This is a genomic window from Pseudomonas sp. JZ114 (genome assembly GCF_051027705.1).
Taxonomy (GTDB): Bacteria; Pseudomonadota; Gammaproteobacteria; order Pseudomonadales; family Pseudomonadaceae; genus Chryseomonas; species Chryseomonas luteola.
In genome coordinates this window covers 1201643-1216488 of the sequence record NZ_CP069256.1, presented here as the reverse complement: position 1 = coordinate 1216488, position 14846 = coordinate 1201643, and the positions used below count along the sequence as shown (strand labels likewise).

The following is a 14846-nucleotide window of genomic DNA, read 5'->3' as shown; positions in this document are numbered from 1 at the left end:
GCCAAGAAACGAAAACCCAGGCGCCGTATACCTGCACAGGTGTTCGTGAATGTCGAGTCATGGTCCGCTGGCAGATCGGTTTCTACCAGCGGACCGGCCCTTTATAAATGCCGGTCAGCCCCGGATATTTCAATTCTGTCCCCGCAGCCATTCAGAATCGATTCAGCTCGACGCCTCCTTGCTAGGCGGCGTGCCGCGGAAGGCATCTTTCTGCTTGACCTCATCCAGCTTTACAGGCCGACCGGTTCGCGCCGACTCATACAAAGCTTCCATGATGCGCTGATCCTGTAGCCCCTCCTCACCGGGGGTGTAAGGCTTCTTGCCGGTTACAACGCATTCGGCGAAATGGTCCATTTCGATAGCGAACTGGTTCTTGTCGGGGGCATTGATCTGTTCCACCACCGGCGCGACGAACTCCGTCGTGTTCTGCGACTCCTGACTGCGCTTGAGCTGAAGGTTCCGGTAGGAAAACGCAGGGTCCATTTCTACCCATCCCTTGTCCCCTACGACCCGATAGCGTTTGGAATTGAATGTGGAGTAGCTGGTCATGCACTGCACGTGTACACCACTGGGGAATCGCATCTGCCAGAGCATGGCCTCCTCGACTTCCTTGAAGCGCGGGTCATCCGGCGTGCTGTACTGCGTGGCGAACACCTCGACCGGCTCTTCGCCCAACAGAAAGCGCGCGGTGTTCAGGCAATACAGGCCTATATCCGGCAAGGCCCCACCACCGGCCAAGGCTTTCTTGTGCCGCCATTGGTCCACATTTTCCTTGGACTGATTCTGACAGTTCGCCATCTCCAGCAGCTTCACAGTGCCAAGCCCGGTTCCGTTGCGCAGCCACTCCATTACCTGGCGATTACGCGGCTCATACTGAATGCGATAAGCCACCATCAATAACCGATTGGCTTGAGCGCAGGCCTCGATCATTTCCTGGCATTCCTTTACGGAATTGGCCATGGGCTTCTCGCACAGGACATGTTTGCCCGCCTTGGCGGCTCGCAGCGTAAACTCATGGTGCATGCTGTTGGGCAATACGATATAGACGACATGCACGTCCGGGTTATCACGGATCTGATCAAAGCTCTGGTAGTTGTAGAGACCACTTTCGGGCACGTTGTACATCTGGGCGACACGCATTGCCTTTTCGCGATCTCCGCTGACCAGCGCGGTCACCTTGCATCGCTTGGAGGACGCAAAGGCTGGCAGGATCTCCTCAAGCGACAGCCTTCCCAGGCCCACAACTGCAACCCCGACACGCTGGTCACGTCCCAGTTGAACCGGCATGTCCGTCTTGTCGCTTTTGCCTTCCTGCATATGCGGCAGTGTAATGGGCTTGGGCAACTGCTCTGCTGGCTGGCCCGCCCCGCCCGTCGGCACCGCCTGGGCAGCGCCCGACGTGTTCTGGGCCCAGGCACTGTTGCTGGCCAGGCCAAGCACACCGGCTGCTACCGCACCCTGTCCGGCATACATGAGAAATTTACGACGTCCGCCCAGACCATCTGACGCATTGCTCATAAGGCTCTCCTGAAAGTAGGCTTTGTGTTCAGAAGGCCTGCGAAACGCGCAAGTTCCTCGCGTTTGTTACAAGACATGGACAACCGACCAAGGGCGTGTACAGTTTCCAGCTCCCCACCTTAGAGCGCTTTCATGACCACAGAGCCCGCCGCCCTACTGATCATTGACCAGCAACAAGGTATCCAGTCACCCGTGCTGGGACCACGTAACCACCCTGAAGCTGAGCAGCGAATCGCGGCCCTGCTCACGGTCTGGCGTGAACAACACTGGCCGATCGTTCATGTGCGTCATATCTCACGTGATCCGCAATCTGTTTTCGCACCGGGCCAGCCAGGCGCAGCGTTTCAGCCACGCTTGTGCCCGTTGCCCCAGGAAATGGTCTTTGAGAAGAACGTTACCGATGCCTTTATCCATAGCGGCCTTGAGCGCTGGCTACATATCCGCGGCATCAAGCAGGTTGTGATTACCGGCGTAGCCAGCGAGAATTCAGTGGAAGCAACTGCCCGGACGGCCAGCAACCTGGGGTTTGCCACACGTGTGGTAGAGGACGCCTGCTACACCTTTGCCAAGACGGACTTTTATGGCACTCCCCGAAGCGCCGAAGAGGTTCACGCCATGGCCATGTCCAACCTGCAACAAGAATATGCCGACGTCATGACGACAGCCCAGCTGCTGTCAGGCCTCGGTTTTACCCTGTCAGAAAACGGCTGATAAAAGCCGTTCCGTTCTTATCGGACAAGCGAGTCATGACGCCTTTCAATATCCTGCGCGATGCACTGTATTTTTTCTCCCGCCACCTGGTTTCGCTGCTGATCCTTTGCCTTCCCTGGCTGGTCATAGAAAGCGTGGCACGCTGGCAGGTGGTTCAGCACTTCGGCACTGAAGGAGGCCTTTGGGAGCTGCTGGTCGGTGTGATGTTCTATCCGATCTACACCGGCTCACTCATCCTGTTCTTGAATGCCCGTAGCCATGGCCATATGCCTCCAATTACCGAGCTATGGGGTCATGCCCTTCGTCTATGGCCCCGCTTCGCCATCATGGCGGGCCTGGTTGCCTCGCTGGTCGTGCTCGGCTTTTCGCTGATGATCGTGCCAGGCTTTCTGGTCATGGTGAAGTTTGCCTTTGCCGAGCCCATGCTGGTCCTGCGTGGCATGGCCCCGCTGGAGGCCATGAGCGCCAGCTTCCAGAAGACTCGCGGACATTTCCTGACCCTACTGCCGCTGATCCTAATCACGCTTCTACCCGCCTGGCTGCTGGATGCCTGGATCAGCAGTCAATTTAGCGATACGCCAGCCCTGCAAATCATTTTGCAGAGCCTGTCTGGTCTGCTCCAGCTCATCTCTTCGATCGCCATATTTCGCCTGTTCATGATGGCTGACCGTTCGTCTTGAAGCCATCAAGTCTCAAGCCAGGCGGCCGCTACCCTTAAGGCGGGTCCTCCCATACAGGCGGGGCTGGATCCCGCCATAACAATAAATACGCCTGATCAGCCTTGCGGAGTATGTCGCGATGAGCGAGCTCCTGACTGTCCCTGTATCATCGCCTACCGTGCTGCTCGTTGATGAAGACCCCAGCACCCTCTCTCACCTTGAAGCTTTACTAGCCAGCCTGAGTTGTACGGTTTATGCCGTCCATAATGGGCCAGAAGCGCTAGCACTACTGGATCAGCACCCTATTGATTTGGTTATTTCCGACGCGCTTATCGCGGGTGTGGATGGCGCCTCCTTTATGGCTGCCGTACAAGCGCGCAACCCCGGCTGTTTACGTATTCTACTGACCAGCCAGCCAGACCTTGCCACATTGATCGATGCCATAAATGCAGGCGAGATCTATCACTATTTCAGCAAGCCATGGCACCCTGAGGAATTACGGCTGAATGTGCAGAAAGCACTTGCCTATCAGCAGGCACGACATGAGCGGCATCGGCTCGAAGCGCTTACTCGAGACCAGAACGCTCAGCTTCGCCAACTTAACGAGACCCTGGAAAAACGGGTCGAGGCACGTACTGCCGAGCTTCAGCAAACGGCAGACATGCTCGATCTCTCTTTCGCCGAGCTGCATCGCAGTTATGTCACCAGTACGGAAGTCTTTTCCCTACTTATCAACCAGCGACTGCCCAAGGACAAGCAAGCGAATGCGCAAGTTATCGCCTTGATACGTGCCTACTGCGAGCAATATACGTTCGATGAGAGCACCACGCGTGTCTTGTCAATGGCGGCTGCGCTATACAACATTGGAAAACTGCCGTGGAGCGATGCGCTGATTACCACGCCCTACGAACACCTGCATCCCAACGAGCGAGAAACCTACCGTCATTATCCGGCCAAGAGCGAATCCCTATTGATGGCGCTTGAGCCTTTGCAGGATAGCGCTCACCTGATTCGTCATCATCAGGAGCGCTGGGACGGTAACGGTTTTCCAGATCACCTCAAGGGTGAAGCAATTCCGTTAGGCGCTCGGTTACTCAAGCTTGCCATCGACTTCGTCGAGCTACAGCTGGGCTTGGTTATGGATAGACGCCTGAGTCACGATGAGGCGTTGCTATTCATACGCAAATACGCAGGCAAACTGTACGATCCTGAACTGGTAGAACCCTTCATCAAGACCTGCATACACTGTCTGCCCCACGTACGAATTGGTGATCCTAATATCCATGCGCTGAGCACACACCAGCTCAGGGCCGGCATGATCCTGGCCAGCAACCTTCATGCTGATAACGGCATGCTGTTATTGAATGAAGGTAAAGTGCTGACCTTGCCCCTGATTGACAAATTGATCGCATTCGAAGAAATCGAAGGCGGACATTACACAGTGCTTGCCAGGCTTCCTGCCCAAAGAGACTCGGCCGCATAAGCGGCCGGATCCTGGCTTACCACATCAGATCGTCAGGAATCTGATACGCCGCATATGGATCGTCCGCATCTGGCGCTTCATTCTGCACATTGAGCAGCACGACTCGGCGTGGGTCACGCTCCTGGATGCGCTCAGCCGTTGCGCGGGGTACTACATCATAACGGCCTTCGTGTCGCACGATCCCCAGGCTACCCTTGCTCAGCTTCTCACGCATCAAGGCATTGACCGGGACGCGCTTGACCTTCTTCTCATCAACGAAATTATAGTAATCGTCGCTTTCAAGCTTTGGCAGGCGACTCCCTTCGATCAACTGCTTGATCTGAGCCTGCTCAGCCTTGCGCCGCTTCTTTTCTTCCTGTTGACGATTAAGCTCCTGATCCCGGGCAAGCTTTTCAGCCTGGGCCTGTTGGGCAGCCAGTCTCTGGGACTCATCCTTCTCAGCCTGCCCGCGGTGCTCCATACGGGTTTGCTTCTGCTTTTGCTTGGTAGCCTGCTTGGCTTGTTTCTCGTTGACCAAACCCGCCTTCAGGAGCTGGTCGCGCAAAGACATACTCATGGGTGCAACTCGTTCTAAAGCCCGTCGGGCGGGCATGTTACGTTAAAAGACGCATAGTACCCGGACGGTCGGCCCCTAGGCCAGCCGACAATCGGAATCGTCAATGTTCGCCAACTATCCTGTGCATTGATTTTGCGCAGTGCAAGCATGGGTATAGAGTGAAATAATCACCACCATATAGTCAGCGCGTTAATATTGGCACACTACGCCACTGAAATGCTTAGCCTGCTAACCAGCTCAACCTGAAAAGCCGAGCCCCATGATTACCTTTATTATTCTTGCCCTGTTCGTTGCCAGCGTACTGTTCGTACATCTGCGCGGCCGCTCACGCCTGCCATTCTTGCGTCAGCTGGTCAATCATTCTGCGGTCTTCGCGCCCTACAATTCTCTGATGTATCTGTTCTCCAGCGTACCCTCCAAGCCTTACCTTGATCGTGAGCGTTTCCCGGAACTGGATGTGCTCAAGGACAACTGGGAGGTCATTCGTGAAGAGGCCATGCACCTGTTCGACGAAGGCTATATTCGCGCCGCCGAGAAAAACAACGATGCGGGCTTTGGCTCTTTCTTCAAGAAGGGCTGGAAGCGTTTTTACCTGACCTGGTATGGCGAGCCGCTGCCTTCAGCCCAGACGCTCTGCCCCAAGACCGTCGAACTGGTCAGTCGCATCCCTAATGTAAAAGGTGCCATGTTTGCGCTGCTGCCCGGCGGCAGCCATCTGAACCCGCACCGTGATCCCTTCGCCGGCTCCCTGCGCTACCACCTGGGATTGTCGACTCCCAATTCGGATGCCTGCCGGATCTACGTAGACGGCGAACCCTATGCCTGGCGGGACGGTGAAGACGTCATGTTCGACGAAACCTTCGTGCACTGGGTCAAGAACGAAACGGAGCAGACACGGGTCATCCTGTTCTGCGATATCGAACGTCCGCTCCGCTCGCGTCTGCTGACTGCCATCAACCGTCGCGTCAGTCATTTCCTGGGCAGCGCCACTGCGCCTCAGAACGTTGATGGAGAACGTGTAGGCGGTATCAACCAGGCCTATGCCTTCAGCAAGCGCTTCGGTGATGCATTTGGTGGCATGGTTCGCAGCTTCAAGCGTCGCCACCCCAAGGCATACAAGGTGCTCAAGCCTGTATTGGCCATCCTGGTCTTTGCCCTGCTGTTGAAGTGGATCTTCGGCTGATCCATCTGTGCCAAAGCGCTCAACGGGGCGCTTTGGCCGCTCGCTCCTTCGCCTTGGCAGCATCCCATAACGCATCCAGCTCTTCCAGCTCACATGCTTCCGGACGCTTACCCTGCTCGCGCAACGCCTGCTCGATGAAGCGGAAGCGCCGCTCGAACTTGCTGTTGGCACCGCGCAAGGCATTTTCCGGATCGACCTTGAGATGGCGGGCCAGGTTGGTCACCACAAAGAGCAGATCACCAACCTCCTCAGTAATGTGCTCATGATCCTGCTCGGCCATGGCCTCGATAACTTCGTTCAGCTCTTCGTGCAGCTTGTCGATGATGGGCTCTGCGGCCGGCCAGTCAAAACCTACTCCAGCTGCACGCTTCTGTAGCTTGGCCGCACGAGACAGCGCTGGCAGCACAGCAGGAACGTCATCCAGCAGAGAGAGCTGCTCTGGCGTCTCGGCCTTTTCGGCACGCTCTTGCGCCTTGATTTCTTCCCAGCGCTGCTTGATGGCTTCCTCACTCAGACGGGGCTGATCCAGAGGGCCATAGAGATCGCCGTCGGGGAATATATGCGGGTGGCGCCGCACGAGCTTGCGGGTAATGCTGTCTACGACGTCTGCAAACAGGAACCGGTGTTCTTCCTTGGCTAGCTGACTGTAGTAGACGATCTGAAACAGCAGATCCCCCAACTCATCACGCAGCTGCGCATAGTCGCCCTGCTCGATGGCATCGGCTACCTCGTAAGCCTCCTCAAGCGTGTGCGGGATGATGCTGGCGTAGGTCTGTTTGAGATCCCAAGGGCACCCATGCTGCGGATCACGCAGTCGGGCCATGAGATGAAGCAGATCGTCGAGGCTATACATAGGTCGTCCTTACAATCGAAATACGGTCAATAAAAAGGGCGAGCTTACGCTCACCCTTTCATGGTCATACACGGCTCCGGCGGGGCTCAGGTGGCACGATTACGACGGGCTTCTATGATGTTAGGTAGCTGGGAGACACGTCCCAGGAGCCTCCCCAACGCATCCAGCCCTGGAATCTCGATGGTAAGCAACATGTTGGCCGTGTTCTCTTCCTTGTTGGAACGCGTGTTGACTGCCAATACGTTGATGCGCTCGTTGAGCAGCACTTGCGAGACGTCACGCAGCAGCCCCGGGCGGTCGTAGGCCTTGACCAGGATATCCACCGGATAGGTTTGGACAGGCACCGGCCCCCAGCTGACCTGAATGATACGCTCGGGCTCACGGCTGGAAAGCTGCAGCGCATTCTGGCAATCCTGACGGTGAATGGTGACGCCACGGCCCAGCGTGATGTAGCCGACAATGGGATCACCCGGCACCGGTTGGCAGCACCCGGCAATCTGAGTCAGCAGGTTGCCTACACCGTTGATCTGTACATCGCCCCGCTTGCCCGACTTGTGCGGAGACGGCTTGCGCTGCAAGAGATCAAGTGGATCGGTCTCCTTCTCTGGCTCGACCAGCTGCTGAGCCGCATGCATGACATGGGCAAGACGCAGGTCACCTGCTCCCAGGGCAGCCTGCATATCCTCTGCATTCTTGTAATTGACCTTTTCGGCGAGCGTGTTGTAGTCCACCGGCGGTAGCGCCAGACGAAGCAACTCTCGATCGATCATGGCCTTCCCGGCAGCCACATTCTGATCACGGGCCTGGAACTTGAACCAGTGAACGATCTTGGCCCGAGCACGCGAGGTCATTACATAGCCCAGGTTCGGGTTGAGCCAGTCACGACTGGGTGAACCCTGCTTGCCGGTAATGATTTCTACCTGCTCACCTGTCTGCAGCGTGTAATTGAGCGGCACGATGCGGCCATTAATCTTGGCGCCCCGACAGTTATGCCCGATTTCAGTGTGCACACGATAGGCGAAATCGAGTGGAGTAGCGCCCTTGGGCAAATCGATGGCATGCCCATCCGGTGTAAACACATAGACCCGGTCAGGTTCGATATCTACCCGCAGCTGCTCGGCCAGGCCACCGATATCACCCAGCTCCTCGTGCCATTCCAGCACCTGCCGGAGCCAGGAGATTTTCTCTTCGTAATGGCTGGAGGCCGATTTGACATCCGTCCCCTTGTAACGCCAATGAGCGCACACCCCCAGCTCCGCCTCCTCATGCATGGCATGAGTACGGATCTGCACCTCAAGCACCTTGCCTTCAGGGCCGATCACCGCCGTATGCAAAGAGCGGTAGCCGTTTTCCTTGGGGTTGGCAATATAGTCGTCAAATTCCTTGGGAATATGGCGCCACAAGGTGTGGACGATCCCCAAGGCGGTATAACAGTCGCGGATTTCAGGAACAAGCACACGAACCGCACGAACGTCGTAGATCTGGCTGAAATCCAGACCTTTTTTCTGCATTTTTCGCCAGATCGAGTAGATATGCTTCGCACGACCGCTGATATCCGCCTTGACGCCCGTTGCAGCCAACTCCTGCTTGAGCTGCTGCATGACATCGGCAATGTACTGCTCGCGATCGAGCCGGCGCTCGTGCAGCAACGTGGCGATCTGCTTGTACTGAATCGGCTCCAGGTAGCGGAAGGACAAATCCTCCAGCTCCCATTTGATGTGGCCGATTCCGAGGCGATGCGCCAACGGTGCATAAATATCGAACACTTCACGCGCGACGCGGTTGCGGCGTTCATCCGTGGCGTTCTTGACCGCCCGGATCGCACAGGTACGCTCGGAAAGCTTGATCAAAGCCACGCGGACATCGTCCACCATGGCTACCAGCATGCGGCGCAGGTTATCCACCTGGGCCTGGGTGCCCAGCACCATTGATTGCCGCGGATTGAGACTGGCACTGATCGCCGCCATGCGCAGCACGCCTTCAATCAGCTTGGCCACAACCGGGCCGAAACGCTTGCCAGCTTCTTCCAGGCTCGCCTTGCCCTCGCGTACGGCGCGGTAGATCAGCGCGGCGACAAGGGAGTCCTGATCCAGTTTGAGATCTGCCAGGATCTCCGCCATCTCCAGCCCCGTCTGAAAACTGGAGGTACCCGGAGCCCACAAGTGTTCGGAGGGTGCGGCCTCTGCTTCGGCCGCACGAGCGAATTCGCATGCTTCCAGCAAGGCCTGACGCTCGAAGTTCGGGTCCATGCTCTGGACGTGATCGAGCCATGCCTCGATGTTGATGCTGCCATCATTATTGACGGGTTGATGCGCTCTGACCTGTACCATCTTACGTTCCTCGGCGCTATTTATTGCGCCGTTTAAGTCCAGCCATCAACTGGCCGATTACGCGAGGTTCAGGCTAAACGAAAAAACACGTATTCAGGTGATCTGCGAGTGATCGGAATGTAAAAGGCCATTACAGTCCCGAATACAGTCACACCGGACTCACCCTCATTCATTACTTTTCGCTAGACCTGCCCCTACCTCGCTACAAACAAAACCATCGCCTCGACATGCGCCGTCTGCGGGAACATGTCCAGGATTCCAGCCCGCACAGGAACATACCCCTGACGAACCAGTTCGCCTGCATCCCGTGCCAATGTAGCGGGATTACAGGACACATAGAGCACACGCTGTGCACCCAGTTGCTTCATCTGCTGCACTACGGCCAACGCGCCATCACGTGGCGGGTCCAGCAATACGGATGAAAAGGTCTGGCCAAACCATGGCGCATCGATAAGCGGCTTCGACAGGTCTGCCTGGAAAAAGTGCGCGTTATCCAGGCCATTGGCCCGGGCATTTTTACTCGCACGCTCCGTCATGACGGAAACGCCTTCTACGCCAACCACGGCATGCACATGCTGCGCCAATGGCAGGGCGAAATTGCCAAGTCCGCAAAACAGATCGAGCACCCGCTCATTCGGCTCCGGCGCAAGCCAGTCAAGCGCCTGTGCAATCATCGCCTCGTTAACCGATGCATTGACCTGTACGAAATCACCCGGACGGTAGGCAATCGTCAGGTTCCATGGCTCCAGTCGGTAGCTAAGTGCTGCCTCGGGCTCGTCGGGATACGGCTCACCTTCAGCCTGCCACCAGAGCTGAACCGAGTGCTCCGTGCAGAAATGCCGCAGATGATCACTGTCACGCGGCGAGAGCAGACGCGTGACCCGCACCAGCATGGCGCAGGCCGTCCCTTGAAACAGCTCGACGTGACCAATGGCTTGCGGCTGCTCCAACCCGACAAGTAAAACCGGTAGCGCCCTGGCAATAGGCTGCAATGGCTCAACCAGCACACCACAGGCCTCCAGCGGAACGATATCCTGGCTGGCAAGCGCCCGAAATCCAACATCCAGGCGGCGAGCCTTGGCATCCCAGCGCACCGCGATGCGTGCACGACGCCGATAGCCCAGCTCTGGGCCATGCAGTGGCGCAGCCCATTCATTGGGCGTCACGCCGGCAAATCGCTGTAGTTGCTCGGCCAGCGTACGCTGCTTGAGGGCCAGTTGAGCCTCATGCGGAATATGCTGCAAGGTGCAGCCACCGCAACGACCGGCCATGGCACACGAAGGCAGGCGTCGCTCGCCACTAGGCTCAAGCACCCGCTCCACACGTGCCTCAACCACCTGGCTTTTGGCAGACAACACACGTGCCTCAACCGTTTCCGATGACAAGGCACCCGAAACGAACCAGGTCCGACCTTCGAGATAGGCGATACCCCGGCCATCATTGGCCATCTTCTCAATGGTCAGGCGCTGTTTCTTGCCGACCGGAACCGACGAGGCCCGGCTACCGCCGCTCGGCTGAAAACGCAGCCCTTTTGCACGCATACTGTTCTCTTGAATCAAACCCGCGTTTAACGCGGATCATAAACACCAGTAGAAAGATAACGGTCACCACGATCACAAATGATCGCCACGATGACTGCATTCTCAACTTCTTTGGAAATACGCAGCGCAGCCGCTACGGAACCACCCGACGATACGCCGCAGAAAATACCCTCTTCCCGAGCCAGACGGCGCATCACGTCTTCCGCCTCTTCCTGGCTCATGTCGACAATACGATCCACACGCGTGGCATCGAAAATCTTTGGCAGGTACTCCTGCGGCCACCGGCGGATACCGGGAATGGCGGCACCTTCGCTCGGCTGCAGTCCGACGATCTGCACCTCAGGATTCTGCTCCTTCAGGTAGCGCGACACGCCCATGATGGTACCGGTCGTACCCATGGAACTGACGAAGTGCGTGATGCTACCGCCGGTCTGCTGCCAGATTTCAGGGCCGGTCGAGCTGTAGTGGGCAGAAGGGTTGTCCCCATTGCCGAACTGATCCAGCACCTTGCCCTTGCCCTCGGCCTGCATACGGGTCGCCAGATCACGCGCACCCTCCATGCCTTCTTCGCGACTGACCAGGATCAACTCGGCGCCATAAGCCGTCATGGCCGCCTTGCGCTCGGCGCTGGAGTTATCCGGCATGATCAGAACCATGCGATAACCCTTGATGGCTGCAGCCATCGCCAGGGCAATGCCCGTATTGCCCGAGGTCGCCTCGATCAGTGTATCGCCCGGCTGGATGTCACCGCGCAACTCGGCACGCGTGATCATCGACAAGGCTGGCCGATCTTTTACCGATCCGGCCGGATTATTGCCTTCCAGCTTGACCAGTAGGGTATTGGATGTCTCACCGGGCAGGCGCTGCAAACGCACCAGCGGTGTATTGCCGACGCAGTCGGCAATGGTCGGATACTGCACGCTCATGGAATTCGCTCGGTTCCGCTGCCTTTGAATAGGCCTCTATGATACCGGCAAATGAGGGGCGTTCCCTAATCTCATGATGCGCGGGATGAATAAAGGCGATATCAGGTCGTCTTTTCCGCAGCCTCTGGCCGTGAGCTGACACCACGACTCCAGCATTTTCGGCCTGTTTACTCCCGCGGAGAACCGTTTAGCGACCATCCGCCACAAAATCGTCCCGGCAATCGAAACAACTGTTTTACACTTCCCCCATTGTTGCTCTGGAGACGGGTAAGTGCTGAACGAGTTGGGAATCAAGGGCCGCATCCTGCTGCTGAGCCTGCTACCGACGTGTGTCATGGCGATGGTGCTGGGCGGTTACTTCAGCTGGGTTCAGCTATCCGACATGCGGACGGTGCTGGAAGAGCGCGGCCAACTGATCGCCGAACAGCTTGGACCACTGGCCGCGCCTGCCCTGCTTCGGGATGACCGGGTCCTGCTCCAGCGCATTGCCCAGGATGTACTTGATCAGGCCGATGTACGGGCTGTCGAGTTCATCAGTGCCGACCAGAAAATCCTGGCCCATGCCGGCCCTCGTATGACAATCGCCATTCGTAACGACGATGGCGAGACCGCCAGCCTGCGCAGCGGCCTGGATGTCACACACTTCCATCTACCCGTTCAGGCCCGGCATCTCAAGCTCATTACCGGTGAGGTCAACATGCCCAGCTCGCACCTGCTGGGCTGGATCGATATCGAGCTGTCTCACCATGCCACCCTCCTGCGCGGCTACCGCAATCTGGTGATCAGCCTCCTTTTGATCATCTTCGGTCTCTGCCTGACAGCCGTGGTAGCTGTCCGTATCGGTCGCAGCATCAATCATCCCCTGCGCATCATCAGCGATGGCGTGGGTCATCTCAAGGACGGTCAGCTGGAAACCCGCCTGCCCAAAGACCTTGGCAGTTACGAGCTGGATACCTTGGCCGACGGGATCAACCGTATGGCCGAAGCCATGCAGAACGCCCAGGAGGAAATGCAGAACAACATCGACCAGGCCACGGAAGATGTGCGGCAAAACCTGGAAACCATCGAAATCCAGAACATCGAGCTGGATCTCGCCCGCAAGGAAGCCCTGGAAGCCAGCCGGATCAAGTCCGAATTCCTGGCCAATATGAGTCATGAGATCAGAACGCCCCTCAATGGCATCATCGGCTTTACCAATCTGCTGCAAAAAAGCGAGCTGACGCCCCGGCAGCAAGATTATCTCGGCACTATTCAGAACTCTGCTGAAAGCCTGCTGGGCATCATCAATGAGATCCTGGACTTCTCCAAGATCGAAGCCGGCAAGCTGGTTCTGGAAAGTATTCCTTTCAATCTGCGCGACATGATTCAGGACACCATGACTATTCTGGCGCCAGCTGCACATGAAAAGCAGCTGGAACTGGTCAGCCTGATCTACCGTGACACTCCGGTCCATCTGGTAGGTGACCCCCAGCGCCTGCGCCAAGTGTTGACCAACCTGGTCAGCAACGCCATCAAGTTCACTCACGAAGGCACTATTGCTGTCCGCGCCATGGTGGAAGATGAAGACGATGACCATGCCCAGCTACGGATCAGTGTTCAGGACTCAGGCATTGGTCTCTCCGAGCAAGATCGGGACATGCTTTTCCAGGCCTTTACCCAAGCAGATAATTCACTCTCCCGACAGGCGGGGGGCACCGGCCTGGGTCTGGTCATCTCCAAACGTCTCGTCGAGCAAATGGGCGGCGAAATTGGACTGGAGAGCGAGCCCGAGGAAGGATCCGAGTTCTGGATCACCATCAACCTGCCCAAATCGCGCAATCCGTTGGAAACCCATCGCCGACTGGCCTTTGCCGGCCGCCGCGTAGGCCTTGTGGAACCACACGAGCTGACACGCCAATCGCTACGTCATCAGCTGGAAGATTGCGGTTTGGAGGTGGTCGAGTTCGAGACGCTTGAGCAGCTGACGGAAGCCGTTTCCAGGCAGCGGAAAAGCGAGGCCGCCATCACGCTGGCCGTACTTGGGGTAAGTTCCAGCACCCTGCCACCTGATCTACTGACTGAGCGCGTCTGGCAGCTGGAGCGGCTGGACTGTAACTCGCTGATCTTCTGCCCCACGACCGATCAGTCCGTGTTCCATGCAGCCTTACCAGATGTGCATTGCCAATTGCAGGCCAAGCCCGCCTGCAGCCGTAAACTGGAACGAGCCGTCGGTGAGTTGCTCAATCAGCGGCCGACTCGTCCTGAGAATACTGCCCATACCCGAATTGACCGCGCACCTCGCCTGCTCTGTGTTGACGATAACCCCGCCAACCTGCTGCTGGTCGAAACGCTTCTTACCGACCTTGGCGCTGAGGTCACGGGTGTCGACAGTGGTTATGCCGCTGTCGAAGCGGCGCAGAGGGAGCGCTACGACCTTATCTTCATGGACGTACAGATGCCTGGCATGAATGGCCGACAGGCCACTGAAGCGATTCGCGCCTGGGAGGTGGAAAGCGAACATCCGCCGGTACCTATCGTGGCATTGACTGCCCACGCCATGTCCAACGAGAAGCGGGCCCTGCTTCAGGCAGGCATGGATGATTACTTAACGAAGCCCATCAGTGATCGGCAGCTTGCCCAGGTGGTGCTCAAATGGACTGGTCTGCGCCTTCAGCAAAACGATACTCAGGAGATGAGCCCGCTGTCCTCTTCCGGGGCAGACATTGCCAATCTGGCCATATTGGATGAAGACGAAGGGCTGCGGCTGGCCGCAGGCAAGGCCGATCTGGCCAGTGACCTGTTGACCATGCTGCTCGCCTCGCTGGCAGCTGACCGGCAAGCCATCCGCTCGGCCCGAGAGAATGGTGACCGCATCGGCCTAATCGAGCGGATCCACCGCCTGCATGGCGCAACCCGCTACTGTGGAGTTCCTCAGTTACGAGCCGCGTGCTATCAGAGCGAGACATTGCTCAAACAAGGCGCCCCTACTTCATCGCCCATTCTGGACGAGCTTGATGCCGCTATCGTGCAGCTTTCGACCATGTCCAAAACACCTATTTAACGGAGTGATGCCAATAGGCCAACTCAGTGTTCAAGGTTTCACTCCT

General features: G+C 57.3%; 11 protein-coding genes. 5 read left to right on the top strand and 6 right to left on the bottom strand.

What is annotated here, in order from left to right; all coding sequences use genetic code 11:
- Nucleotides 1-162 precede the first annotated feature (162 nt).
- Entirely contained in the window at nucleotides 163-1518 is a 1356-nt protein-coding gene (locus JQR90_RS05690; RefSeq protein ID WP_010797465.1) for a Gfo/Idh/MocA family protein, read from the bottom strand.
- A 132-nt stretch (nucleotides 1519-1650) separates the two neighbouring features.
- Between JQR90_RS05690 and JQR90_RS05685 the strand changes: the two genes are divergently transcribed.
- The 3 genes from JQR90_RS05685 to JQR90_RS05675 all read left to right on the top strand — a co-directional run bounded on the left by JQR90_RS05685 (nucleotide 1651) and on the right by JQR90_RS05675 (nucleotide 4371).
- Nucleotides 1651-2229 (top strand): cysteine hydrolase family protein, encoded by a 579-nt coding sequence (locus tag JQR90_RS05685; protein WP_010797464.1) that lies wholly within the window; start codon nucleotides 1651-1653, stop codon nucleotides 2227-2229.
- Nucleotides 2230-2264: 35 nt separating this feature from the next.
- On the top strand, nucleotides 2265-2909 hold the full coding sequence (locus JQR90_RS05680; protein WP_010797463.1) for a YciC family protein: 645 nt from the start codon (nucleotides 2265-2267) through the stop codon (nucleotides 2907-2909).
- A gap of 118 nt (nucleotides 2910-3027) precedes the next feature.
- Nucleotides 3028-4371 carry an HD domain-containing phosphohydrolase gene (locus JQR90_RS05675; RefSeq protein WP_010797462.1) on the top strand — a complete coding sequence of 448 codons (1344 nt, stop codon included), beginning with the start codon at nucleotides 3028-3030 and terminating at the stop codon, nucleotides 4369-4371.
- A gap of 16 nt (nucleotides 4372-4387) precedes the next feature.
- On the opposite strand, the gene JQR90_RS05670 is transcribed toward JQR90_RS05675, so the two are convergent.
- Nucleotides 4388-4927 carry a DUF2058 domain-containing protein gene (locus JQR90_RS05670; RefSeq protein WP_010797461.1) on the bottom strand — a complete coding sequence of 180 codons (540 nt, stop codon included), beginning with the start codon at nucleotides 4925-4927 and terminating at the stop codon, nucleotides 4388-4390.
- A gap of 259 nt (nucleotides 4928-5186) precedes the next feature.
- Here JQR90_RS05670 and JQR90_RS05665 point away from each other — a divergent pair, with 259 nt between their 5' ends.
- On the top strand, nucleotides 5187-6110 hold the full coding sequence (locus JQR90_RS05665; RefSeq protein WP_010797460.1) for an aspartyl/asparaginyl beta-hydroxylase domain-containing protein: 924 nt from the start codon (nucleotides 5187-5189) through the stop codon (nucleotides 6108-6110).
- A 19-nt stretch (nucleotides 6111-6129) separates the two neighbouring features.
- Here JQR90_RS05665 and mazG read toward each other — a convergent pair whose 3' ends face one another.
- The 4 genes from mazG to cysM form a co-directional block, all read right to left on the bottom strand.
- Nucleotides 6130-6963: a nucleoside triphosphate pyrophosphohydrolase gene (gene mazG, locus JQR90_RS05660; RefSeq protein ID WP_010797459.1), complete on the bottom strand. Its 834-nt coding sequence runs from the start codon at nucleotides 6961-6963 to the stop codon at nucleotides 6130-6132.
- An 86-nt stretch (nucleotides 6964-7049) separates the two neighbouring features.
- Nucleotides 7050-9293 (bottom strand): GTP diphosphokinase, encoded by a 2244-nt coding sequence (relA, locus tag JQR90_RS05655; protein WP_010797458.1) that lies wholly within the window; start codon nucleotides 9291-9293, stop codon nucleotides 7050-7052.
- Nucleotides 9294-9487: 194 nt separating this feature from the next.
- On the bottom strand, nucleotides 9488-10834 hold the full coding sequence (rlmD, locus tag JQR90_RS05650; RefSeq protein ID WP_073450368.1) for a 23S rRNA (uracil(1939)-C(5))-methyltransferase RlmD: 1347 nt from the start codon (nucleotides 10832-10834) through the stop codon (nucleotides 9488-9490).
- Nucleotides 10835-10860: 26 nt separating this feature from the next.
- Nucleotides 10861-11760 carry a cysteine synthase CysM gene (gene cysM / locus JQR90_RS05645; protein WP_010797456.1) on the bottom strand — a complete coding sequence of 300 codons (900 nt, stop codon included), beginning with the start codon at nucleotides 11758-11760 and terminating at the stop codon, nucleotides 10861-10863.
- Nucleotides 11761-12031: 271 nt separating this feature from the next.
- Between cysM and JQR90_RS05640 the strand changes: the two genes are divergently transcribed.
- Nucleotides 12032-14800, top strand: a complete 2769-nt coding sequence (locus tag JQR90_RS05640) for an ATP-binding protein (protein ID WP_010797455.1) — start codon at nucleotides 12032-12034, stop codon at nucleotides 14798-14800.
- The last annotated feature ends 46 nt before the right edge of the window (nucleotides 14801-14846 follow it).

Coding starts and splice junctions, on each gene's coding strand:
- JQR90_RS05690 (WP_010797465.1), bottom strand. CDS start 1,518: ATGAGCAATGCGTCAGATGGTCTGGGCGGACGTCGTAAATTTCTCATG.
- JQR90_RS05685 (WP_010797464.1), top strand. CDS start 1,651: ATGACCACAGAGCCCGCCGCCCTACTGATCATTGACCAGCAACAAGGT.
- JQR90_RS05680 (WP_010797463.1), top strand. CDS start 2,265: ATGACGCCTTTCAATATCCTGCGCGATGCACTGTATTTTTTCTCCCGC.
- JQR90_RS05675 (WP_010797462.1), top strand. CDS start 3,028: ATGAGCGAGCTCCTGACTGTCCCTGTATCATCGCCTACCGTGCTGCTC.
- JQR90_RS05670 (WP_010797461.1), bottom strand. CDS start 4,927: ATGAGTATGTCTTTGCGCGACCAGCTCCTGAAGGCGGGTTTGGTCAAC.
- JQR90_RS05665 (WP_010797460.1), top strand. CDS start 5,187: ATGATTACCTTTATTATTCTTGCCCTGTTCGTTGCCAGCGTACTGTTC.
- mazG (WP_010797459.1), bottom strand. CDS start 6,963: ATGTATAGCCTCGACGATCTGCTTCATCTCATGGCCCGACTGCGTGAT.
- relA (WP_010797458.1), bottom strand. CDS start 9,293: ATGGTACAGGTCAGAGCGCATCAACCCGTCAATAATGATGGCAGCATC.
- rlmD (WP_073450368.1), bottom strand. CDS start 10,834: ATGCGTGCAAAAGGGCTGCGTTTTCAGCCGAGCGGCGGTAGCCGGGCC.
- cysM (WP_010797456.1), bottom strand. CDS start 11,760: ATGAGCGTGCAGTATCCGACCATTGCCGACTGCGTCGGCAATACACCG.